A 20,688-nucleotide genomic window follows, 5' to 3' on the forward strand; every position below is an offset into this window, starting at 1 on the left:
GCGTCCGGACCAATTGCCTGCGATTTGGACTTTCGGGATCGCTTCGACTGCCGCTAATGTCACCGCGACCAAGGAGGAGCAGATGTCCACCAAATCCCACAAGGGCGCGGCCTTCGACTGGGCCGACCCGTTTCTGCTGAACGACCAGTTGACCGAGGAAGAACGGATGATCCGCGACGCTGCTGCGGCATTCGCCGCCGAACGGCTGGCCCCGCGCGTCACCGACGCCTACCTCAACGAGACCACCGACCCGGAGATCTTCCGCGAAATGGGCGCGGCGGGCCTTTTGGGCGTGACGGTGGACGACGCCTATGGCGGCGTCGGCGCGTCCTACGTGGCCTATGGCCTGGTCGCGCGGGAAATCGAGCGGATCGACAGCGGCTATCGCTCCATGGCCTCGGTCCAGTCCTCGCTGGTGATGTTCCCCATCGAGGCTTACGGCAGCGAGGAACAGAAGCGGCGCTATCTGCCGAAGCTGGCAACCGGGGAATTCATTGGCTGCTTCGGGCTGACCGAACCGGATGCGGGATCGGACCCGGCCGGCATGAAGACCCGCGCCCGCAAAACCGATGGCGGTTATGTGCTGAACGGCGCGAAGATGTGGATCTCGAACAGCCCCATCGCCGACGTGTTCGTGGTCTGGGCGAAATCCGACGCCCATGGCGGCAAGGTGCGCGGCTTCGTGCTGGACAAGGGCACCCCCGGCCTGTCCGCCCCGAAGATCCAGGGCAAGCTGAGCTTGCGCGCCTCGGTCACGGGGGAAATCGTGATGGAGGACGTGGAGGTCGGCGAGGACGCCCTGCTGCCCGGCATCGAGGGGATGGGCGGGCCGTTCGGCTGCCTCAACCGCGCGCGTTACGGCATTTCCTGGGGCGCGATGGGGGCTGCGGAGGACTGCTGGTTCCGGGCGCGGCAATACGGCCTGGACCGCCACCAGTTCGGCCGTCCCCTGGCCGCGACGCAGCTGTTCCAGAAAAAGCTGGCCGACATGCAGACCGAGATCGCCCTGGGCTTGCAGGCGTCCCTGCGGGTCGGGCGGCTGTTCGACGAAGGCCGCTGGGCGCCGGAAATGATTTCCATGGTCAAGCGCAACAACTGCGGCAAGGCGCTGGAGATCGCGCGCGCCGCCCGCGACATGCACGGCGGCAACGGCATCTCCAGCGAATACCACGTGATCCGCCATGCGCAGAACCTGGAAACCGTGAACACCTACGAAGGCACGCATGACGTTCACGCGCTGATCCTGGGCCGCGCGCAGACGGGGCACCAAGCCTTTGGCTGAGCCGCCGCTGAAGGGCCTGCGGGTGGTCGAACTGGCCCGCATCCTTGCCGGGCCGTGGATCGGGCAGACCCTGGCCGATCTGGGGGCCGAGGTGATCAAGGTCGAGGCGCCCGAGGGCGACGACACCCGCCGCTGGGGCCCGCCCTTCATCGACCGGCCCCGCGCGGACGGCACCACCGAACGGGTCGCCGCCTATTTCCACGCGGCCAACCGGGGCAAGACTTCCGTGGTCTGCGACTTCAACGACCCGGCCGATCTGGACCGGCTGCGCGGGCTGATCGACGGGGCCGATGTGGTGATCGAGAACTTCAAGGTCGGCGGGCTGGCCCGCTTCGGGCTGGACTACGCCACGCTGTCGGCGCGCAATCCCCGGCTGGTCTATGCCTCGATCACCGGATTTGGCCAGGACGGGCCGCGCGCCAGCCAGCCGGGGTATGATTTCCTGATCCAGGGCATGTCGGGGATCATGGACCTGACGGGCAGCCCGGACGGCGAGCCGCAAAAGGTCGGCGTGGCCTGGATCGACATCTTCACCGGGCTTTACGGGGTGATCGCGGTGCAGGCGGCGTTGGCGGACCGGGCACGGTCCGGGCGCGGGCAGCATCTGGACCTGTCGCTGCTGGACTGCGGCGTGGCGGTGCTGGCCAACCAGGCCACGAACTTCCTGCTGGGCGGCACGGTGCCGCACCGCCTGGGCAACGCCCATCCCAACATCGTGCCCTATCAGCTGTTCCCGGCATCCGACGGCCACCTGATCGTCGCCTGCGGCAACGACCGGCAGTTCGCGGCGCTGTGCCGGGTGCTGGACCTGCCCGATCTGCCGACCGACCCCGACTTCGCCACCAATCCCGCCCGCGTGGCCCATCGCGACCGGCTGGCGCCTCTGCTGGCGGCGGCGACCGGTCGACGGACCCGCGCCGACCTGATCGCCGCGATGGAAGCCGCGGGCGTCCCCGCCGGTCCCGTCAACGACGTGGCCGAGGCGCTGGCCGAACCCCAAGTGAAGGCGCGGGGCCTGCGGATCGCGCCCGAGGGCATTGCCGGCCTGCGCACGCCGATCCGCTTTGGCCGCAGCACGCTGGCCCACGACTGCGCCGCCCCGGCGTTGGGCGAGGGCGAGTGGGGTTTCTCGCAATGAAAAACCCCCGCCGGTCGGGCGGGGGTCGATGCTGTCAGGCTGCGGCGCCGGTCACTCGCGGTTGCCCAGGAATTGCAGCAGGAACATGAACAGGTTCAGGAAGTCCAGGTACAGCTGCAAGGCGCCCATGATGGCGGTCTTGCCCAGGAAGTCCCGGTCCGATCCGGCCAGTTGCAGATAGGTGTTCTTGATGTTCTGCGTGTCATAGGCGGTCAGGCCCGCGAAGATCAGCACGCCCAGCACCGAGATCGCGAACTGCATCCCCGAGGATTGCAGGAAGATGTTCACGATGGACGCCACGATCAGGCCGATCACGCCCATGATCAGGAAGCTGCCCCAACCCGAGATGTCCTTCTTCGTGGTATAGCCCCACAGCGACAGGCCCGCAAAGGCGATGGCCGTCACCAGAAAGGTCTGCACGATCGAGGTGCCGGTATAGACCAGGAAGATCGAGGAGATCGACAGGCCCATCAGCGCCGCGAAGCCATAGAACAGCATCGTGGCGGCCGACACGGACAGCCGGTTCAGCGCCGCGCCGAAGGCGAACACCACCAGCAGCGGCGCGAACATGATCACCCATTTCAGGGGCGAGGCATAGATCGCCGTGCCAAGCTGGGTCAGCTGGCCCGAGGCATCCACGGCGGCGGCGCTGATGCCGTAGGCTGCGACGGCGGTTACACCCATGCCGACCGCCATCAGCCCATAAACCTTGTTCATGTAGGCCCGCAGCCCTTCGTCGATCACCGCCTGGCGGGCGCCGACGCTCTGCGTGGTGCGGTAAGTGTTGTAATCTGCCATCAATCTCTCCCTATGAGACAGGCCGGCATTTGCCGGTTATGGCCCCAATATTGGCACGATACGGCCGCGATTCAATGTTGTTGAGGGGCAGACCCCCACAGTTTTACGCAGATGTTACAAGGTCACAACGATCTTGCCGACCGACCTGCGGCTGCGCAGCAGATCAAAGGCCTCGGCGATCCGGTCCAGGGGCATCGCCTTGCCCACAACGGGCGCAAGCCGACCGTCCCCGAACAGCCGGAACAAGGCCGCCATGCTGTCCGCCACCGCCTGCGGATCCAGCCTGGCATGGCCGCCCCAGTAAAAGCCGTGAATGGCGATGTTCTTGACCAGGGCGTGGTTCAGCGGCAGCACCGGCGGCTTGCCCCCTGCAAAGCCGATAACCAGAAAGCGCCCGCCCGGATTGAGCGCGCGGAACGCCGCCTCTCCGGCGCCGTCGCCAACGGCGTCGTAAACGACATCGACGCCCTGATCGCGCAGCGCGGCCTTCAGGTCGGGGCAGTCGGCGCTGTCGATCACGCGCTCGGCGCCCGCCGCCCGCACCACCTCCAGCCGGTCCCGCCCCCGGGCCACGCCGATGACGCGGGCGCCCAAAGCCCGCCCGATCTCGACCGCGGTCAGGCCGACGCCGCCCGCGGCGCCCAGAACGGCCAGGGTTTCGCCCGCGCGCAACCCCGCGCGTCCCGCCAAGGCCAGGTGGCTGGTGCCATAGGCGATCTGGAAACCCGCGGCCTGCTCGAAGCTCATGCCCGGCGGCAGGGGCGTGCAGGCGGCAACCGGAACGGCGACCCGTTCGGCCATGGTCCCGGCGGCCAGAACCGCCACGCGGTCGCCCGGGCGAAACCCGCTGCCCTCGGGCGCGGCCAAGACCTCGCCCGCGCCCTCCAGCCCGGGGACGAAGGGCGGATCCTGGCGTTCCTGATATTCGCCCCGGGCCTTCAGAAGATCCGCGAAGTTCAGGGCCGCCGCCCGCATCCGCAGCAGAACCTCCCCCGGTCCGGCCCTCGGCGCCGGGGCCTCGCGCAGGACGGGATCGCCGCCAAGCCGTTCCACCAGAGCGATTCGCATGCCCCGGCCTTCCTCCGACGCGGATGTTTTCCCCAAGTCACTCATTCCCTTATCAGATGCCTGCTTCGCCTTGGATGACCTGTCTTTTTGGTCAGAACAACCTCCGTTAACCAGGTTAACACTCGAAAATTGAGAAAGGTTAAGGTAGTGCTTCCTTAGATTGCACAAGGTGGTAACGATGAAACACGGTGTTGATGTTCATGTTGGCAAACGTATCCGGCATCGCCGCTGGATGATCGGAATGACCCAACAGCAGCTGGCCGACAAGGTCGGCATCAAGTTCCAGCAAATCCAGAAGTACGAAACGGGGATGAACCGCGTTTCGGCGTCCCGGCTGTGGGACATCGCGCGGGCGGTGGACGTGCCGGTCTCCTTCTTCTTTGAAGGACTGCACGAAAGCGACACCCCCGAGGAGGTCGCGGGCGACATCCTGGCCGACAAGGAGGCGCTGCAACTGGTGCGCGCCTATTACACCATGCCGGTCGCGCAGCGCCGCCAGATCTTCGAACTGGCCCGCGTGCTGTCCGACGCCGCCTGATCCGGTTCCGGCGCGGGACGTGTTCCTGTTCCGCGCCCGGCCCGGCCCCGGCTGTCAAATCCTTCCGCCGCCACTGGCAGGACGAACCCGTTCGGGTTAGTCCTTGCGGCGAACGGACCAAGGGGGCAGCCATGCAGGACGCGCAGGACATCATCAATGCGGCGCACCGGATGGCCGATGCCGCCCGCGCGGCCATCCTGCCCTTTTTCCGCACCGGCCTTGCCGCCGACAACAAGTGGCAAACGGGCTTCGACCCCGTGACCGAGGCCGACCGCGCCGCCGAGCGCGCCATGCGCGACGCGCTGGCCCGGCTGCGCCCCGACGACGCCGTCCTGGGCGAGGAATACGGCGCGACCCAAGGTTCCAGCGGGCTGACCTGGATCCTGGATCCCATCGACGGCACCCGTGCCTTTCTGTGCGGGGCCGCCAGCTGGGGGGTGCTGATCGGGCTGTCGGACGGGCGGGACGTTGTTTATGGCCTGATCGACCAGCCCTATACGCGCGAACGGTTCGAAGGCGGCCTGGGCCGGGCGCGGCTGGTCACGGACGGGGGCGAACGCCCCCTGGCGGTGCGCCAGGTCGATCTGCCGCAAGCGACGCTGCTGACGACCTATCCCGAGGTGGGAACCGAGAACGAAGCCGCCGCCTTCCGCCGGGTGTCGCGGCAGGTGCGGCTGACGCGCTATGGCCTGGACTGCTATGCCTATGCGCTGCTGGCCCTGGGCCAGGTGGATCTGGTGATCGAGGCGGGGCTGCAACCCTATGACATCGCCGGGCCGCTGGCCGTGGTCCGGGCGGCGGGCGGCATCGTCACCGACTGGCAGGGCGGGCCCGCGCAGGGCGGCGGGCAGGTGATCGCCGCGGCGTCGCCCGACCTGCACCGGGCCGCCCTCGACCTGCTGAACGGGGGGACCGCATGACCGACCAGATCCCCGCCCCCGACGATCAGTCCCAGGAAGACGACTTCCAGCCCCGGCGCGCGCTGCTGGACGGGATCGACGCGGCCATCGCCGCGGGCGACGCGGCGCAGCTGAACCGGCTGCTGGAGCCGATGCACGGCGCCGACATCGCCGACATCATCGAGCGGCTGGACCCGGCCAGCCGGCGCGCCTTTCTGACCCTTTATTCCGGCGAGATCGACGGCGAAATCCTGTCCGAGATCGACGAGGCGATCCGCGACGAAGTGATCGAGCAGCTGCCCCCCGAGGTCGTGGCCGAGGCCGTCCGCGAGATGGACAGCGACGATGTCGTGGATCTGGTCGAGGACATGGACGAGCCCGAGCGCGCCGAGATCCTCGCCGCGCTGGACGCGACCGACCGCGCCGCCGTTCAGCAGTCCCTGGCCTATCCCGAATATTCCGCCGGCCGCCTGATGCAGTCCGAGGTCGTGACCGCCCCCGAGCACTGGACCGTGGGCGAGGCCGTGGCCTTTCTGCAATCCGAGGAATGGCTGCCCGAGCAGTTCTATCATATCGTTCTGGTCGATCCGCGACGCCATCCGCGGGGCTACGTGACGCTGGGCCGGTTGCTGGCGTCCTCTCATGCCACCCCCCTGCGCGACATCACCGAAGACAGCTTCCGCACCATCAGCGCCTTTGCCGACGAAGGCGACGTGGCCTATGTCTTCAACCAGTATCACCTGATCTCGGCCCCCGTGGTGGACCGCGACGACCGGCTGGTCGGCATCATCACCATCGACGACGCCATGGCCGTCCTGGACCAGGAGCACGAGGAGGACATCCTGCGCCTGGCGGGCGTGGGCGATGAAAGCCATGTGTCCGACGGCCCCCTGGCGACCGCGCGGCAGCGGCTGCCCTGGCTTGTCGTCAACCTGTTCACGGCCTCGCTGTCGGCCATCGTGATCTCTCGGTTCGAGGCGACCATCGCCGCGCTGGTGGCCCTGGCGGCGCTGATGCCCATCGTCGCATCGACCGGGGGGATCGCGGGAACGCAATCGCTGGCGGTGGCGGTGCGCGCCCTGGCCACGCGCGAGCTGGGCCGCACCAACGCGCGGCGCGTCGTCCGGCGGGAACTGGTGGCGGGGCTGCTGAACGGCCTCTGCCTGGCGCTGATCCTGGGGGTGGCGGGCACGCTGATCTTCGGCGATGTCCGGCTGGGGCTGGTTCTGGGGGCGGCGATGATCGTCAACCAGATCGTCGCGGCCCTGGGCGGGGTGCTGGTGCCGCTGACCCTGAACAAGCTGGGGCTTGATCCGGCGCTCGCCTCGGGCACCTTTGTGACGACGATGACCGACGTGATGGGCTTTTTCGCCTTTCTGGGACTGGCTTCGGTGGTGCTGCTGTGAGCGGCGCGGACAAGGCTGCCCTGCGCGCCCGCGCGCTTGCCGCCCGCGCCCGGGGCGGCGACCAGAACGCCCTGACCCGCCACCTGACCGCCGCCCTGGCGCCGCATCGGGGCAAGGTGCTGTCCGGCTATTGGCCGATGCGGGGCGAAGCCGATCCCCGCCCCGCGATGGAGGCCCATGACGGACCGCTCTGCCTGCCGGTGGTGCCGGGCCGCGCCGTGCCCCTGGTGTTTCGCCGGTGGCGGGGCGAGCCTCTGGTGCCCGGCCCCTTCGGCACCCTCCACCCCGCCGATTCGCAGCCGGTGCTGGTGCCCCAGATCCTGATCGTGCCGCTGGCGGGGTTCGACAGGCAGGGGAATCGCATCGGCTATGGCGGGGGTTATTACGACCGCACCTTGCAATTGCTGCGCGAAACGGTGCCCGTGACCGCCATCGGCCTGGCCTTCGCCGTCCAGGAGCTGCCCGAAATCCCCGCCGAACCCTTCGATCAGCCGCTGGATGTGATCGTCACCGACCGCGGACCGGTCCACCCCCAAGGCTGATCGCCGGCGTTTGTGGCAGTTTTGCATCAGCTGTGCAAAAGCGGCGGAAGACCCCGGGACAAACCTGTGGATAACCCCGGGATGGCCGCGCCCAACTGCCCAGGCCGCAAGACAAAATCCGGCCCCCTGCCCTGTTGAAGACCCCGGCCGGGCCGATCCTGTGAACGAATCTGCCGGGCCTTCGCGGCACCCTCTGTCAACGGAGTTTTGGGCTTTCTTCGACAAATAAAACGGTTGAACCGCGCCTTGATCGGGATCAATCTTGTGGCCTGAGGCGTTGCCCATACCAGATGTGGTGGCAGTGAAACGACCACCACCAAGCATCGCCGCTTCTGGAACCGAACCCGGCCGGGCCTTTCGCCCGGGCCTCTTGCCTTGCGCAAGGGGGCGGCTGTCCGCCGCGTGGCGCAGGTCGCGGAACACAAGGGACGACGAAAGGAAAGGGCAACGGGCATGAAGATCGAACGGCGTTTCACCACCCCCGCCGGGGGCGCCTATGGCGACATCGTCTTCACGACGACCACCAGCGAAATCCGCAATCCCGACGGCACGATCGTCTTCCGCAACGACCGGGTGGAGGTTCCCCAGGGCTGGAGCCAGGTCGCCAGCGACGTGATCGCCCAGAAGTATTTCCGCAAGGCGGGCATCCCCGCGGCCTTGAAGCGCGTCAAGGAAAAGGGCGTGCCCGAATTCCTGTGGCGCAGCGTGCCCGACGAGGCGGCCCTGGCGGCCCTGCCCGAGGACCGGCGCTTCGGCGGCGAAACCAGCGCGCGGCAGGTCTTTGACCGGCTGGCCGGGGCCTGGACCTACTGGGGTTGGAAAGGCGGGTATTTTTCCAAAGAAGAAGACGCCCGCGCTTATCACGACGAGATGCGCTTCATGCTGGCCCGGCAGATGGCCGCGCCGAACAGCCCCCAATGGTTCAACACCGGGCTGCATTGGGCCTATGGCATCGACGGCCCGAGCCAAGGGCATTTCTATGTGGACTTCAGGACCGGCAAGCTGGTCAAGTCCGACAGCGCCTATGAACATCCCCAGCCGCACGCCTGCTTCATCCAGTCGGTCAGCGACGACCTGGTGAACGAAGGCGGCATCATGGACCTGTGGGTCCGCGAGGCGCGGCTGTTCAAGTACGGCTCGGGCACCGGCACCAACTTTTCCTCGCTTCGCGGCGAGGGGGAACGGCTGTCGGGCGGCGGCAAGTCCTCGGGCCTGATGGGCTTCCTGAAGATCGGCGACCGGGCGGCGGGCGCGATCAAGTCGGGCGGCACCACCCGCCGCGCGGCCAAGATGGTGATCTGCGACATGGATCACCCCGACATCGAGGCCTTCATCAACTGGAAGGTCATCGAGGAACAGAAGGTGGCCTCTCTTGTCGCCGGCTCCAAGGCGCACGAGGCGCGGCTGAACGACATCTTCGCGGCCATCCGTGCGGGCGACGGCGAAACGGATCCCGCGCGGAACGACGGGCTGCGGGCGGCGATCCGCGCGGCCAAGCGCGCGATGATCCCGGAAACCTATGTCAACCGCGTGCTGCAATACGCGCGCCAGGGCTTCGACAGCATCGAGTTCCCGACCTATGACACCGACTGGGATTCGGAAGCCTATGTCAGCGTCTCGGGGCAGAACTCGAACAACTCGGTCCGGGTGACGGACGCCTTTCTGCAAGCCGTGCGCGACGATGCCCCGTGGGAGCTGCTGCGCCGCACCGACGGCGCGGTGGCCAAGACCGTCTCGGCGCGCGACTTGTGGAATCAGGTCGGCCACGCCGCCTGGGCCTGCGCCGATCCCGGCATCCAGTTCCACGACACGGTGAACGCCTGGCACACCTGCCCCGCCAACGGGCCGATCCGCGGGTCGAACCCGTGCAGCGAATACATGTTCCTGGACGACACGGCCTGCAACCTGGCCTCGATGAACCTGCTGACCTTCTTCGCCGACGGCCGCTTCGACGCCGACGCCTATGTCCACGCCACCCGGCTGTGGACCGTGACGCTGGAAATCAGCGTGCTGATGGCGCAGTTCCCGTCGAAGGAGATCGCCCAGAAAAGCTACGACTTCCGCACCCTGGGCCTGGGCTATGCCAATATCGGCGGGCTGCTGATGAACATGGGCCTGGGCTACGACAGCGACGGGGGCCGGGCGCTGTGCGGCGCGCTGACGGCGGTGATGACGGGCGTGGCCTACGCAACCTCGGCGGAAATGGCCGCGGAACTGGGGGCCTTTCCCGGCTATGCGCGGAACGCCAAGCACATGCTGCGGGTCATCCGCAACCACCGTGCGGCGGCCCATGGCACCGGCGCCTATCAGGGGATCAACGTCGCCCCGGTGGAGCTTGACGCCGACAACTGCCCCGACGCGCGCCTTGTCGCCATCGCGCGCCAGGCCTGGGACGAGGCCCTTGCCCTGGGCGAGGATCACGGTTTCCGCAATGCCCAGACAACGGTGATCGCACCCACCGGCACCATCGGCCTGGTGATGGATTGCGACACCACCGGGATCGAGCCTGACTTCGCCCTGGTCAAGTTCAAGAAGCTGGCGGGCGGCGGTTATTTCAAGATCATCAACCAGTCGGTCCCGGCCGCCTTGGCGGTGCTGGGCTATGCCCCCGCGCGGATCCAGGAAATCGTGGCCCATGCCGTGGGCCATGCGACCTTGGGCAACTGCCCCGGCATCAACCACACCGCGCTTGCGGGCCACGGCTTCGGCCTGGCCGAGATCGAGAAGATCGAGGCGGCGCTGGCCACGGCCTTCGACATCCGCTTCGTCTTCAACCAGTGGACCCTGGGCGAGGATTTCTGCAAGGGCACCCTGGGCATTCCCGCCGACAAGCTGGCCGATCCTTCCTTCGACCTGCTGCGCCACCTGGGCTTCACCCGCGCCCAGATCGACGCCGCCAACGACCATGTCTGCGGCACCATGACCCTGGAAGGCGCGCCGCATCTGCGGGCGGAACACCTGCCCGTGTTCGACTGCGCCAATGCCTGCGGCAAGCGAGGAACGCGTTATCTGTCGGTCGAAAGCCACATCCGCATGATGGCGGCGGCGCAGTCCTTTATCTCGGGCGCGATCTCCAAGACGATCAACATGCCCAACAGCGCCACCATCGCGGACGCGCTGGCGGCCTACGAGCTGTCCTGGTCGCTGGGCATCAAGGCCAACGCGCTGTATCGCGACGGGTCGAAACTGTCCCAGCCGCTGGCGTCGGCCCTGGTCGAGGATGACGAGGAGGCCGAGGAGATCCTCGCCACCGGCAGTCCGCAGGAAAAGGCCGCCGTGATCGCCGAGAAGATCGTCGAGAAGATCATCGTCAAGGAGGCCGTGCGCAGCCACCGCGAGAAACTGCCGCAGCGCCGCAAGGGCTATACCCAGAAGGCGGTCGTCGGCGGGCACAAGGTTTATGTCCGCACCGGCGAATACGACGACGGCAAGCTGGGCGAGATCTTCATCGACATGCACAAGGAAGGCGCGGGCTTCCGGGCGATGATGAACAACTTCGCCATCGCCGTGTCCGTGGGCCTGCAATACGGCGTGCCGCTGGAGGAGTTCGTGGACGCCTTCACCTTCACCCGCTTCGAGCCGGCGGGCATGGTGCAGGGCAACGACAGCATCAAGAACGCGACCTCGATCCTGGACTATGTTTTCCGCGAACTGGCGGTGTCCTATCTGGACCGCACCGACCTGGCGCATGTGAAGCCCGAAGGCGCCCGCTTCGACGACATGGGCGGCGGAGAGCGCGAGGGTCTGAACGTCGCCCCCGTCAGCGAAGGGGCCGAGCTGAAGTCCCTGACCATGCTGAAGCAGATCAGCAGCGCGGGTTATCTGCGCAAGCGCCTGCCCCAGGATCTGATGGTCTTGCAGACGGGCGTGTCGGCGACGGCGATCCTGTCCGCGGAACCTGCCGCGATGGACCTGCGCATGAAGGCCCGGATGCAGGGCTACGAAGGCGATCCCTGCGGCGAATGCGGGAACTACACGCTGGTGCGGAACGGCACCTGCATGAAGTGCAACACCTGCGGCGGGACAAGCGGGTGCAGTTGAAGGCCGCAAGTCGACAACTCCGCCGTTTCACGGCAAGGCGGCGGAGCTTTTATCGATAGAAGGATATTGCTTCATTCATCCCCGGCAGCTTGGCGGCGCTCCGCGTCCGAACCGGTCGAAAGCCTTCTTTGCTGCATCTTTTTCGTTTCCGTGTTCCTCCACGCTTCCGGGCAAGTGAGCCCGCCGCGATGAGCGCATCGGGTACAGATGATAGGGATCGTAAGGAGATGGGGAACCGAGGCTGAGGCGCCTGCCGGCACAGATGTCATGCCCGACAACATCGTGCAGAAAGGTCTGCTGGGAAAGCCCTGGCAACGCCGAAAGCGGGCCGGGACGCGGTGCTCACGCCGATGAAGGCATCTTGTGCCGCCGAGCCTGCGTCCTGGTCGGATTCGATCCGAAGACGAAGCCGCGCAGGCATCCCCCCGGCAACCCGGAGATCCGCAAGGCCTTGCGGGAGGTCGCGTCTGCGGGTCGCCGGTTCGGCTATTGGCGCATCGGGCTGCTGCTCGACCGCAGGGGCATGCTGATGAACCCGAAAAGCCGTATCGGCTTTACCGCGAGAAAGGGCTGTCGGTCAGGCTGGCAGCACGTCGGCGAAAAGGACGGCGTCGCGCGGATCGCCTGCAAGCGGGCCAAGGCCTTTGCTGCCGCCGATCTGCCCATTCTGCCGGAAATGGCGAAGGGCCGCTTGTTGCCGACCACCCAGGACGCGCCGCCTGTCGGATACAAACCCGAAACCCTCGGCAACTGGTTTCGCGGCCTTTGCGCCAAGGCAGAGGTTCCCGGCTTGCTGCACGGACTGCGGAAAGCAGGTGCGACCCGACTGGGTGATGCTGGCGGGTCGCATGGGCGGATCGCTTCCTTTCTGGCGCACTAGGACACCAAGCAGGCCGGCACCTACCCAGAGAGGTTGAGCCGTTCAAAACTGGCGGATAGCGCATTCGCCAGGCTGCAAACCGTGTCCAACCTTTCTGCCTCACTGGCCAGAAAGATCGCTAAGCGTCAGGAATACCAGCATTTCGGCATGAAAAATGGCAGCCCGTAGGGGAGTCGAACCCCTCTTTTCAGGTTGAAAACCTGACGTCCTAACCGATAGACGAACGGGCCACTTTTCGCCGCTGCCGGTCATCACCGGCGGCGTGGGGCGGTGTTTAGGCAAAGCCGCGGGGGGGCGCAAGGGGAAAAATCCGCCCGTCGGACAAATTTTTCTACGCCAAGCGAAAGCACCCCCGGGACCGGGGTCCGCGCCCTTCTTGCAGGGGCGCGCCGGGGGTTGTAGACCCCGGCCAACGAAAGGAAACGCCATGTCGATCACCGAGGATCAGGCCCGCAAGGTCGCCCATCTGGCGCGCATCGCGGTCGACGATGCCGCTCTGCCGGCGCTTGCCCGCGAACTGAACGGCATCCTGCATTTCATGGAACAGCTGAACGAAGTGGACGTGACCGGCGTCGAGCCGATGACCGGCGTCACGCCCATGCGCCTCAAGCGGCGCGAGGATGTCGTGACCACCGGCGGGATGGCCGACAAGATCCTGTCCAACGCCCCCGACGCGCGCGAGGGCTTTTTTGCCGTCCCGAAGGTGGTGGAATGAGCGACCTGAACACTCTGACCATCGCGGACGCCCGCGATGCCCTGCACAAGGGCGAAACGACCGCCGTGGAACTGACCGAAGCCTGCCTGGCGGCCATCGAACGGGCGGGCGCGCTGAACGCCTTTGTCCACAAGACCCCCGATGCGGCGCGCGCCATGGCCCGGGCCGCCGATGCCCGCATCAAGGCCGGGGACGCCGCCCCGCTGACAGGCATTCCCCTGGGCATCAAGGACGTGTTCTGCGTGAAGGGCGTGCCGTCCCAGGCCGCCAGCCGGATCCTGGAAGGCTTCCGCCCGGAATACGAATCGACCGTGACGCAGAACCTGTGGAACGCGGGCGCGGTCATGCTGGGCAAGCTGAACCAGGACGAATTCGCCATGGGCTCGGCCAATGAATCCAGCTGCTATGGTCCGGCGGTGAACCCCTGGAAGGTCGATGACCGGCCCTTGACGCCGGGCGGCAGCTCGGGCGGGTCGGCGGCGGCGGTGGCGGCGGACCTGTGCCTGGCCGCGACGGGAACGGACACCGGCGGGTCCATCCGCCAGCCCGCGGCCTTTACCGGCATCGTGGGGCTGAAACCCACCTATGGCCGGGTCAGCCGCTGGGGGGTGATCGCCTATGCGTCCTCGCTGGACCAGGCCGGGCCGATGACCAAGACCGTGCGCGATGCGGCGATCATGCTGGGCGCCATGGCATCCGTCGATCCGCAGGATTCGACCAGCGCCGATGTGGCCGTTCCCGACTATGAAGCCGGGCTTTCCGGCGACATCCGCGGCAAGCGCATCGGCATTCCGCGCGAATACCGCGTCGAAGGGATGCCCCCGGAGATCGACGCCCTGTGGCGCGAGGGCGCCGAAATGCTGCGCGACGCAGGCGCCGAGATCGTGGACATCAGCCTGCCGCACACGAAATACGCGCTGCCCGCCTATTACGTGATCGCCCCGGCCGAGGCGTCGTCGAACCTCGCCCGCTATGACGGGGTGCGCTATGGCCGCCGCGCCAAGCTGGGCCAGGGCGACGGCATCACCGAGATGTACGAAAAGACCCGCGCCGAGGGTTTCGGCCACGAGGTGCAGCGCCGCGTGATGATCGGCACCTATGTGCTGTCGGCGGGCTTCTATGACGCCTATTACAACCGCGCCCGCAAGGTCCGCGCGCTGATCAAGCGCGATTTCGACATGGCCTTCGCCGACGGCATCGACGCGATCCTGGCGCCCACCACGCCGTCCGCGGCCTTTGGCCTGGGGGCCATGGACAGCGGCGATCCGGTGCGGATGTATCTGAACGATGTCTTCACCGTCACGCTGAACCTGGCGGGCCTGCCCGGCATCGCGGTTCCCGTGGGGCAGGACAAGCAGGGCCTGCCCCTGGGCCTGCAACTGTTCGGGCGTCCCTTCGAGGAAGGCGATCTGCTGAACCACGCGCTTGTTCTTGAACGCGCGGCGGGATTTGTGGCAAAGCCCCATCGCTGGTGGTAGGGTCGTCCCGGTGGCATATCCAGGAGGCACGATGCGCGGCTGTCTGATCCTTTCGGTGCTGGCGCTTGCCGGCTGCGGCGAACATCTGGGCTGGAACCCGAACTACAATTTCGGCCCGACCCGCTACGGCCAATACCGCGCCGCGCGGGAAGCCGCCCTGGTGACGGATGCCGAATCGCCGAAAACCATTCCCGTGGCGCGGCCCTTCTATGCCCCCACCGGCGCCGAGATCGCCGGACGCAGCCCGGTGCCGATCCCGCCCACCATGGGCGTGGACCGCGTGCGGGTGGTCAGAAAGGTCCAGACCGTCCCCGCGCGGCCCGTCGCGGTTCAGGGTGTGCTGGTCCGGGATCGGAACGCGCCGGTCGTGATCGTGCCGCCCTCCATGCGCGCAGGCGACCAGCCGCCGCTGTGACCGGGGGCTTTCCCAGTCCCAACCATGGCGACCGCCGGGGCCAGCGCCCCGAACTGGTCGTTTTGCATTACACCGGCATGGCCGACACCGCCGAGGCGCGCGCGCGCTTGTGCGATCCCGGGGCCGAGGTCAGCGCCCATTGGCTGATCCACGAGGATGGCCGCGCCGACGCCCTGGTTCCCGAGGATCGCCGCGCCTGGCACGCCGGCGCGGGGTCGTGGCAGGGGCGCGAAGACGTGAATTCCCGCTCCATCGGGATCGAGATCGCCAATCCCGGCGACCGCCCCTTTCCGGCCCGGCAGATGGATGCAGTGGCGGAACTGCTGCGCGGCATCATGGCGCGCTGGCGGATCGGCCCCGGCGGAGTGATCGGCCATTCGGACATGGCCCCCGGCCGCAAGATCGACCCCGGCCCCCGCTTCGACTGGCAGCGCCTGGCCCGCGAGGGGCTGGCGCTGGCCGGAGGCACGGGCGCGGATGCGCCGCTCGGGGCCAGCCTGACCCGCATCGGCTATCCCGCCGCGGACCCGGCCATCCGCCTTGCCGCGTTCCGGCTGCGTTTCCGCCCCTGGGCCCGAGGCCCCGAGACCGAGGCCGACCGGCGCACCGCCGCCTTTGTGGCCTATTCGGCGGGGACCGGCTCCAGGTAGCGTTCCAGGCCCGCGCGGATGTCGTCGGGCCAGGGGGTGGACTTGTGGTTGTCCAGCGAGGTCAGCACGATCTTTTGCCGGATCGTCCAGATCACGTCGGGGCCGACCGTCACAACTGTTTCCAGATCCAGCGAGGACCGGCCCACCTTGCGCACATGGACGTTGAAGGTCAGCACGTCGCCGTAAACGGCGGGCTTGGTGAACAGGATGTTCATGGACAGCGTGGGCAGGCCCAGCTTGCGCTCGAACATGATCTCTTTCCAGGTGACGCCGAAGGAGGCGAACATGGCCTCGTTCACGTCCACCAGCATCGACAGATAGGCGGGGTGATAGGCAATCCCGGTCAGGTCGCAGTCGCCAAAGCGCAGGGGCTTGGAAAGGGTAAAGGGCATGACACGGTCCTTTGCGGGCGGCTGCAACAGGCGCAGGCGATGTTTGATTTATGCTTGAAGCATATCGGTCTGTCCGCTCCTGTCAACAACGGCATCTGAATGGCACCGATCGCAAGAATGTTGTTGACAGACTCGCGGCTATTTCATTTTATATATAAAATATATGATGGCAGCCGCATCCGCACAAGGAAGCCTGGACATGAAAATCGCCGTTCTTGGGGCTGGTCCCGCAGGCCTTTATTTCGCGATCTCGATGAAGCTGCGCGATGCCGGCCACGACATCACCGTTTACGAACGCAACCGCCCCGACGACACCTTCGGCTGGGGCGTGGTGCTGTCGGACGAGACGATGAACAACTTCGCCGGCAACGATCCCGTCAGCGAGGCGATGATCCGCGACAGCTTCGCCTATTGGGACGACGTGAAGGTCGTGCGGGGCGTGGAGGCGATGACCTCGGGCGGGCACGGCTTCGCGGGCATCGGGCGGATGAAGCTGCTGCTGCTTTTGCAACGGCGCGCCCGCGAGCTGGGGGTGGCGCTGCGCTTCCAGACCGAACTGGACGGGGCCGCCATCGAAAACCTGCGCGCCTCGCACGATCTGGTGGTGGCCGCCGACGGGCTGAACTCGCGCACCCGCCAGATCTATGCGGACCGCTTCGGCGCGCAGATCGACATGCGGCGCAACCATTTCGTCTGGCTGGGCACCCGGCAGAAATTCGACGACGCCTTTACCTTCATCTTCGAAAAGACCGAACACGGCTGGATCTGGGCGCACGCCTATCAGTTCGACGCCGACACCGCGACCTTTATCGTCGAATGCGGGCCGGAAACCTTTGACGCCTTCGGTTTCGCCAGCCTGAGCCAGGCCGACAGCATGGCGCTGTGCGAGAAGATCTTCGCCCGCCACCTGGGCGGCCACAGCCTGATGTCGAACGCCAACCACATCCGCGGTTCCGCCTGGATCCGCTTTCCGCGCGTCACCTGCGAGAACTGGCATTTCGACAACGTGGTCCTGCTGGGCGACGCGGCGGCCACGGCGCATTTCTCGATCGGCTCGGGGTCCAAGCTGGGCATGGAAAGCGCCATCGCGCTGGCCGACGAACTGAACGCGGGCAAGCCGCTGGACCGGGCGCTGGCCGATTACCAGACGGCGCGGCAATTGCAGGTGCTGCGCGTCACCTCGGCCGCGCGCAATTCGACCGAGTGGTTCGAGGCGGTCGAGCGTTACCTGGATCTGGACCTGACCCAGTTCACCTATTCGCTGCTGACCCGCAGCCAGCGCATCGGGCACGAGAACCTGCGCCTGCGCGACCCGGAATGGTTGGGTCAGGCCGAGGCCTGGTTCCAGGCCAAGGCGGGCAACCAGTCCACGCGCCGCCCGATGTTCGCGCCCTTCCAGTTGCGCGGCATGCGGCTGGAAAACCGCGTCGTTGTCTCGCCCATGGCGCAATACAAGGCCGTGGACGGCCATCCGACCGACTGGCATTTCGTCCATTACGCCGAACGCGCCAAGGGCGGCGCAGGCCTGGTCTTCACCGAGATGCTGTGCGTGTCCCCCGAAGGCCGGATCACGCCGGGCTGCCCCTGCATCGGCCCGGACCAGGAAGCCGCCTGGAAGCGCCTGACCGATTTCGTTCATGCCGAAACGGACGCGAAGATCTGCGCCCAGATCGGCCATGCGGGGCGCAAGGGCTCGACCCGTCTGGCCTGGGACGGCATTGACAAGCCGCTGGCCGAGGGCAACTGGCCGCTGATGGCGGCATCCGCCCTGCCCTATCTGCCGGAAAGCCAGACGCCCAAGGCGATGGACCGGGCCGACATGGACGCCGTGAAGGCGCAGTTCGTCGAGGCGGTGGAAACCGCCGAGCGCGCGGGCTTCGACATGGTGGAAATGCACGCGGCCCACGGCTATCTGCTGGCGTCCTTCATCTCGCCCGTCACCAACCGGCGGACGGACGACCATGGCGGCAGCCTGGAAAACCGCTTGCGCTATCCGCTGGAGGTGTTTGCCGCCATGCGCGCCGCCTGGCCGCAGGGCAAGCCGATGACGGTGCGGATCTCGGCCCATGACTGGGTGGACGGCGGCGTGACCCCGACCGAGGCGGTGCAGGTCGCCCGCGCCTTTCATCAGGCGGGGGCGGATGCGATCAACGTGTCCTCGGGCCAGACCGACAAGGCCGAACAGCCTGTCTATGGCCGCATGTTCCAGGCGCCCTTCAGCGACCGCATCCGCAACGACCTGGGCGTGCCGACCCTGGTCGCGGGCAACATCTACGAGGCCGATCACGTCAACTCGATCCTGATGGCGGGGCGCGCGGATCTGGTGCTGCTGGCCCGGCCGCATCTGGCCGATCCCTACTGGACGCTGCACGCGGCGGTCGGTCTGGGCGATACCGAACAGGTCTGGCCCGCGCCCTACGAAGGCGGGCGGCGGCAGGCCAACACCCTGGCCGAACGCGCAAGGGCCGTGGCATGACGCTGGCGGGCCGCAGGGCGCTGGTCACGGGCGGCGGCTCGGGCGCGGGCGCGGTCATCGCGCGCAGGCTGGCGGACGCGGGCGCAAAGGTCACGGTCTGCGGGCGGCGTTCCATCGACCCGGCCCCGGGCATCCGCGCGCAGGTCTGCGACATCACCGATGAGCGCGCGGTGCAGGCGCTGTTCGCGACGGGGCCCTTCGACATCGTGGTGGCGAATGCCGGGGCGTCCGACAGCGCCCCCCTGACCCGCACGACGCTGGACCAGTTCCGCGCGATGATCGACGTGAACCTGACCGGCAGTTTCCTGACCATCCGCGAAGCCCTGCGGACCATGGGGGGCGATTGGGGCCGGGTGATCGCCATCGCCTCGACCGCCAGCCTGAAAGGCTACGCCTATGTCGCGCCCTATGCGGCGGCCAAGCACGGCGTCCTGGGGCTGGTGCGGTCGGCGGCGCTGGAGGTGGCCAGGAAGGGCATCACCGTCAACGCGGTCTGCCCCGGCTTCCTGGACACCGACATGACCCGGCGGTCCATCGACACCATCGTCGCCACGACCGGGCGCACCCCCGAGCAGGCGCGCGCTTCGCTGGCCGCGACCAACCCCATGGGACGCCTGGTCCCGCCCGCCGACGTGGCCGAGGCGGTGCTGTGGCTTTGCGCGCCCGGATCGTCGATGGTCACGGGCCAGGCCATTTCCATTTCCGGCGGAGAAACGTCATGAACCTGCAAAATTCCCCCACCTCTCCGCATTCCTTTCTGAACCCCGAAGGCTGGGTTCCCACGAAAGGCTATGCCAACGGCGTGATGGCCGAAGGCAAGGTGATCTTCACCGGCGGGCTGATCGGCTGGAACGGCCAGCAGCGGTTCGAACACGACGATCTGGTCGGCCAGTTCGAGCAAACGCTGCGAAACATCGTGGCCGTGCTGGACGCGGCGGGCGCACGGCCCCAACATCTGGTGCGCCTGACCTGGTATGTCACCGACAAGGCCGAATACCTGGGCAACCTCAAGGAGATCGGCGCCGCCTATCGCCGCGTGATCGGCCGCCATTTCCCGGCCATGGCCGTGGTGCAGGTCGTGGCCCTGATGGAGGACGCCGCCAAGGTCGAGATCGAGGCCACGGCGGTGATCCCCCATGGCTGACTGGCCCGCGCCCGACAACCGCCCGGTCATCCTGACCGTCGCCCGGCCTTCTGACGCGGCGATGGGCAGCACCGTTTTCGGCGGCTGGATCATGGCGCAGTTCGACCATGCCGCAGGCCGCGCGGGACGCGCCGTGGCGGGCGCCTGCCTGATCCGCGCGGTGCAGGAGATGGTGTTTCACGCGCCCCTGACGGTCGGCTCGGACTTCGCCGTCTTTGCGCGCGAGGCGGGGCGCGGGCGCACCTCGTTCACGCTGGAATTGGCGGGCGTCGCGGACCCGGACGGGGACCGCACCCCCATCGCCACCGCACGCTTCGTCATGGTGGCCATCGACGCGGCGGGCAGCCCCCGCGCGCTGGCCGCCTGACCTTCGCAAACCAAGGGAGAGAGAACATGGAAAAGGTCGTCCCCGTCGTCACCCGCGCCAGCGAGCTTGGCGGACAGACCGCGCAGTCCGGCGATTGCGTGCGCAAGTCGGGCGTCAGCCCGCAGCACACCCCGGCCACCAAGATCTGGTTCGGGCGGGTTTCCAACGAACCCGGCCACCGCTCGCCCCCGCACCACCACGAGCATTGCGAAACGGGCGGCTATGTCCTTAAGGGCCACGGGCGCATCTATTTCGGCGACGACTATCAGGAGTTCATCGACATGTACGAAGGCGATTTCGTCTTTGTGCCGCCCTTCATGAAGCATGTCGAGGTGAACATGTCCACCACGGACGAGCTGGTCTGGCTGACCTGCCGCACGCCCGACAACCTGGTCACGAACTTCGACGACGTGCCCGACGAGCAGCTTCAAGGCTATCGCCGCGCCTGAGGACCGATCC

Annotated in this window: 19 protein-coding genes, 1 tRNA gene and 1 pseudogene; 17 read left to right on the forward strand and 4 right to left on the reverse strand. The window is 67.3% G+C overall.

Features of this window, described 5'->3' with window-relative positions:
* Window positions 1-82 precede the first annotated feature (82 nt).
* Both ACFOM8_RS15725 and ACFOM8_RS15730 read left to right on the forward strand, forming a co-directional pair.
* Window positions 83-1,282, forward strand: coding sequence for an acyl-CoA dehydrogenase (locus ACFOM8_RS15725; protein WP_377762942.1), 1,200 nt, complete (start codon window positions 83-85; stop codon window positions 1,280-1,282).
* Window positions 1,275-2,420, forward strand: coding sequence for a CaiB/BaiF CoA transferase family protein (locus tag ACFOM8_RS15730; protein WP_377762943.1), 1,146 nt, complete (start codon window positions 1,275-1,277; stop codon window positions 2,418-2,420). The genes ACFOM8_RS15725 and ACFOM8_RS15730 overlap by 8 nt, the downstream gene beginning before the upstream one ends.
* A gap of 51 nt (window positions 2,421-2,471) precedes the next feature.
* On the opposite strand, the gene ACFOM8_RS15735 is transcribed toward ACFOM8_RS15730, so the two are convergent.
* Window positions 2,472-3,218, reverse strand: a complete 747-nt coding sequence (locus ACFOM8_RS15735) for a Bax inhibitor-1/YccA family protein (protein ID WP_377762945.1) — start codon at window positions 3,216-3,218, stop codon at window positions 2,472-2,474.
* A 114-nt stretch (window positions 3,219-3,332) separates the two neighbouring features.
* Window positions 3,333-4,286, reverse strand: a complete 954-nt coding sequence (locus tag ACFOM8_RS15740) for an NADPH:quinone oxidoreductase family protein (RefSeq protein ID WP_377762946.1) — start codon at window positions 4,284-4,286, stop codon at window positions 3,333-3,335.
* Between the two features lie 178 nt (window positions 4,287-4,464).
* Between ACFOM8_RS15740 and ACFOM8_RS15745 the strand changes: the two genes are divergently transcribed.
* The 6 genes and pseudogenes from ACFOM8_RS15745 to ACFOM8_RS15770 form a co-directional block, all read left to right on the forward strand.
* On the forward strand, window positions 4,465-4,824 hold the full coding sequence (locus tag ACFOM8_RS15745; RefSeq protein WP_377762948.1) for a helix-turn-helix domain-containing protein: 360 nt from the start codon (window positions 4,465-4,467) through the stop codon (window positions 4,822-4,824).
* Between the two features lie 131 nt (window positions 4,825-4,955).
* Complete coding sequence (locus ACFOM8_RS15750; protein ID WP_377762949.1) at window positions 4,956-5,744, forward strand: inositol monophosphatase family protein; 789 nt, start codon at window positions 4,956-4,958, stop codon at window positions 5,742-5,744.
* Window positions 5,741-7,129: a magnesium transporter gene (mgtE, locus tag ACFOM8_RS15755; protein ID WP_377762950.1), complete on the forward strand. Its 1,389-nt coding sequence runs from the start codon at window positions 5,741-5,743 to the stop codon at window positions 7,127-7,129. Before ACFOM8_RS15750 ends, mgtE begins: the two co-directional genes overlap by 4 nt.
* Complete coding sequence (locus ACFOM8_RS15760) at window positions 7,126-7,671, forward strand: 5-formyltetrahydrofolate cyclo-ligase (protein ID WP_377762951.1); 546 nt, start codon at window positions 7,126-7,128, stop codon at window positions 7,669-7,671. The genes mgtE and ACFOM8_RS15760 overlap by 4 nt, the downstream gene beginning before the upstream one ends.
* Before the next feature lie 453 nt (window positions 7,672-8,124).
* Complete coding sequence (locus ACFOM8_RS15765) at window positions 8,125-11,712, forward strand: vitamin B12-dependent ribonucleotide reductase (RefSeq protein ID WP_377762953.1); 3,588 nt, start codon at window positions 8,125-8,127, stop codon at window positions 11,710-11,712.
* Window positions 11,713-11,973: 261 nt separating this feature from the next.
* A pseudogene (locus ACFOM8_RS15770) lies at window positions 11,974-12,330 on the forward strand (IS3 family transposase); the annotation flags it as partial.
* Window positions 12,331-12,747: 417 nt separating this feature from the next.
* Here the strand turns inward: ACFOM8_RS15770 and ACFOM8_RS15775 are convergent.
* Window positions 12,748-12,822, reverse strand: a tRNA-Glu gene (locus ACFOM8_RS15775).
* A 197-nt stretch (window positions 12,823-13,019) separates the two neighbouring features.
* On the opposite strand from ACFOM8_RS15775, the gene gatC reads away from it, so the two are divergent.
* From gatC to ACFOM8_RS15795, 4 genes are read left to right on the forward strand one after another with little or no spacing between them, the layout of a single operon-like run.
* On the forward strand, window positions 13,020-13,307 hold the full coding sequence (gene gatC, locus ACFOM8_RS15780; RefSeq protein ID WP_377762954.1) for an Asp-tRNA(Asn)/Glu-tRNA(Gln) amidotransferase subunit GatC: 288 nt from the start codon (window positions 13,020-13,022) through the stop codon (window positions 13,305-13,307).
* Complete coding sequence (gene gatA, locus ACFOM8_RS15785) at window positions 13,304-14,785, forward strand: Asp-tRNA(Asn)/Glu-tRNA(Gln) amidotransferase subunit GatA (protein WP_377762955.1); 1,482 nt, start codon at window positions 13,304-13,306, stop codon at window positions 14,783-14,785. Before gatC ends, gatA begins: the two co-directional genes overlap by 4 nt.
* Before the next feature lie 31 nt (window positions 14,786-14,816).
* Entirely contained in the window at window positions 14,817-15,200 is a 384-nt protein-coding gene (locus tag ACFOM8_RS15790; RefSeq protein WP_377762956.1) for a hypothetical protein, read from the forward strand.
* Window positions 15,197-15,850, forward strand: coding sequence for an N-acetylmuramoyl-L-alanine amidase (locus ACFOM8_RS15795; protein ID WP_377762958.1), 654 nt, complete (start codon window positions 15,197-15,199; stop codon window positions 15,848-15,850). Before ACFOM8_RS15790 ends, ACFOM8_RS15795 begins: the two co-directional genes overlap by 4 nt.
* Here the strand turns inward: ACFOM8_RS15795 and ACFOM8_RS15800 are convergent.
* The gene (locus tag ACFOM8_RS15800) at window positions 15,823-16,242 is read right to left on the reverse strand and encodes an acyl-CoA thioesterase (RefSeq protein WP_377762960.1); all 420 of its coding nucleotides are present in this window, start codon (window positions 16,240-16,242) and stop codon (window positions 15,823-15,825) included. The two genes, ACFOM8_RS15795 and ACFOM8_RS15800, sit on opposite strands and share 28 nt — an antisense overlap.
* A 199-nt stretch (window positions 16,243-16,441) precedes the next feature.
* On the opposite strand from ACFOM8_RS15800, the gene ACFOM8_RS15805 reads away from it, so the two are divergent.
* From ACFOM8_RS15805 to ACFOM8_RS15825, 5 genes are read left to right on the forward strand one after another with little or no spacing between them, the layout of a single operon-like run.
* Window positions 16,442-18,718 carry a bifunctional salicylyl-CoA 5-hydroxylase/oxidoreductase gene (locus ACFOM8_RS15805; protein ID WP_377762961.1) on the forward strand — a complete coding sequence of 759 codons (2,277 nt, stop codon included), beginning with the start codon at window positions 16,442-16,444 and terminating at the stop codon, window positions 18,716-18,718.
* Window positions 18,715-19,440 carry an SDR family NAD(P)-dependent oxidoreductase gene (locus tag ACFOM8_RS15810; protein ID WP_377762963.1) on the forward strand — a complete coding sequence of 242 codons (726 nt, stop codon included), beginning with the start codon at window positions 18,715-18,717 and terminating at the stop codon, window positions 19,438-19,440. The genes ACFOM8_RS15805 and ACFOM8_RS15810 overlap by 4 nt, the downstream gene beginning before the upstream one ends.
* A complete protein-coding gene (locus tag ACFOM8_RS15815; protein ID WP_377762964.1) occupies window positions 19,437-19,862 on the forward strand; it encodes a RidA family protein in 426 nt (141 codons plus the stop codon). Before ACFOM8_RS15810 ends, ACFOM8_RS15815 begins: the two co-directional genes overlap by 4 nt.
* Complete coding sequence (locus tag ACFOM8_RS15820) at window positions 19,855-20,229, forward strand: hotdog domain-containing protein (RefSeq protein WP_377762965.1); 375 nt, start codon at window positions 19,855-19,857, stop codon at window positions 20,227-20,229. Before ACFOM8_RS15815 ends, ACFOM8_RS15820 begins: the two co-directional genes overlap by 8 nt.
* Before the next feature lie 26 nt (window positions 20,230-20,255).
* Entirely contained in the window at window positions 20,256-20,678 is a 423-nt protein-coding gene (locus tag ACFOM8_RS15825) for a cupin domain-containing protein (RefSeq protein WP_377762967.1), read from the forward strand.
* Window positions 20,679-20,688 lie beyond the last annotated feature (10 nt).

Source organism: Paracoccus angustae, assembly GCF_042648745.1.
GTDB classification, from domain to species: Bacteria; Pseudomonadota; Alphaproteobacteria; order Rhodobacterales; family Rhodobacteraceae; genus Paracoccus; species Paracoccus angustae.

Coding starts and splice junctions, on each gene's coding strand:
- ACFOM8_RS15725 (WP_377762942.1), top strand. CDS start 83: ATGTCCACCAAATCCCACAAGGGCGCGGCCTTCGACTGGGCCGACCCG.
- ACFOM8_RS15735 (WP_377762945.1), bottom strand. CDS start 3,218: ATGGCAGATTACAACACTTACCGCACCACGCAGAGCGTCGGCGCCCGC.
- ACFOM8_RS15740 (WP_377762946.1), bottom strand. CDS start 4,286: ATGCGAATCGCTCTGGTGGAACGGCTTGGCGGCGATCCCGTCCTGCGC.
- ACFOM8_RS15745 (WP_377762948.1), top strand. CDS start 4,465: ATGAAACACGGTGTTGATGTTCATGTTGGCAAACGTATCCGGCATCGC.
- ACFOM8_RS15750 (WP_377762949.1), top strand. CDS start 4,956: ATGCAGGACGCGCAGGACATCATCAATGCGGCGCACCGGATGGCCGAT.
- mgtE (WP_377762950.1), top strand. CDS start 5,741: ATGACCGACCAGATCCCCGCCCCCGACGATCAGTCCCAGGAAGACGAC.
- ACFOM8_RS15765 (WP_377762953.1), top strand. CDS start 8,125: ATGAAGATCGAACGGCGTTTCACCACCCCCGCCGGGGGCGCCTATGGC.
- gatC (WP_377762954.1), top strand. CDS start 13,020: ATGTCGATCACCGAGGATCAGGCCCGCAAGGTCGCCCATCTGGCGCGC.
- gatA (WP_377762955.1), top strand. CDS start 13,304: ATGAGCGACCTGAACACTCTGACCATCGCGGACGCCCGCGATGCCCTG.
- ACFOM8_RS15790 (WP_377762956.1), top strand. CDS start 14,817: ATGCGCGGCTGTCTGATCCTTTCGGTGCTGGCGCTTGCCGGCTGCGGC.
- ACFOM8_RS15800 (WP_377762960.1), bottom strand. CDS start 16,242: ATGCCCTTTACCCTTTCCAAGCCCCTGCGCTTTGGCGACTGCGACCTG.
- ACFOM8_RS15805 (WP_377762961.1), top strand. CDS start 16,442: ATGAAAATCGCCGTTCTTGGGGCTGGTCCCGCAGGCCTTTATTTCGCG.
- ACFOM8_RS15810 (WP_377762963.1), top strand. CDS start 18,715: ATGACGCTGGCGGGCCGCAGGGCGCTGGTCACGGGCGGCGGCTCGGGC.
- ACFOM8_RS15815 (WP_377762964.1), top strand. CDS start 19,437: ATGAACCTGCAAAATTCCCCCACCTCTCCGCATTCCTTTCTGAACCCC.
- ACFOM8_RS15820 (WP_377762965.1), top strand. CDS start 19,855: ATGGCTGACTGGCCCGCGCCCGACAACCGCCCGGTCATCCTGACCGTC.
- ACFOM8_RS15825 (WP_377762967.1), top strand. CDS start 20,256: ATGGAAAAGGTCGTCCCCGTCGTCACCCGCGCCAGCGAGCTTGGCGGA.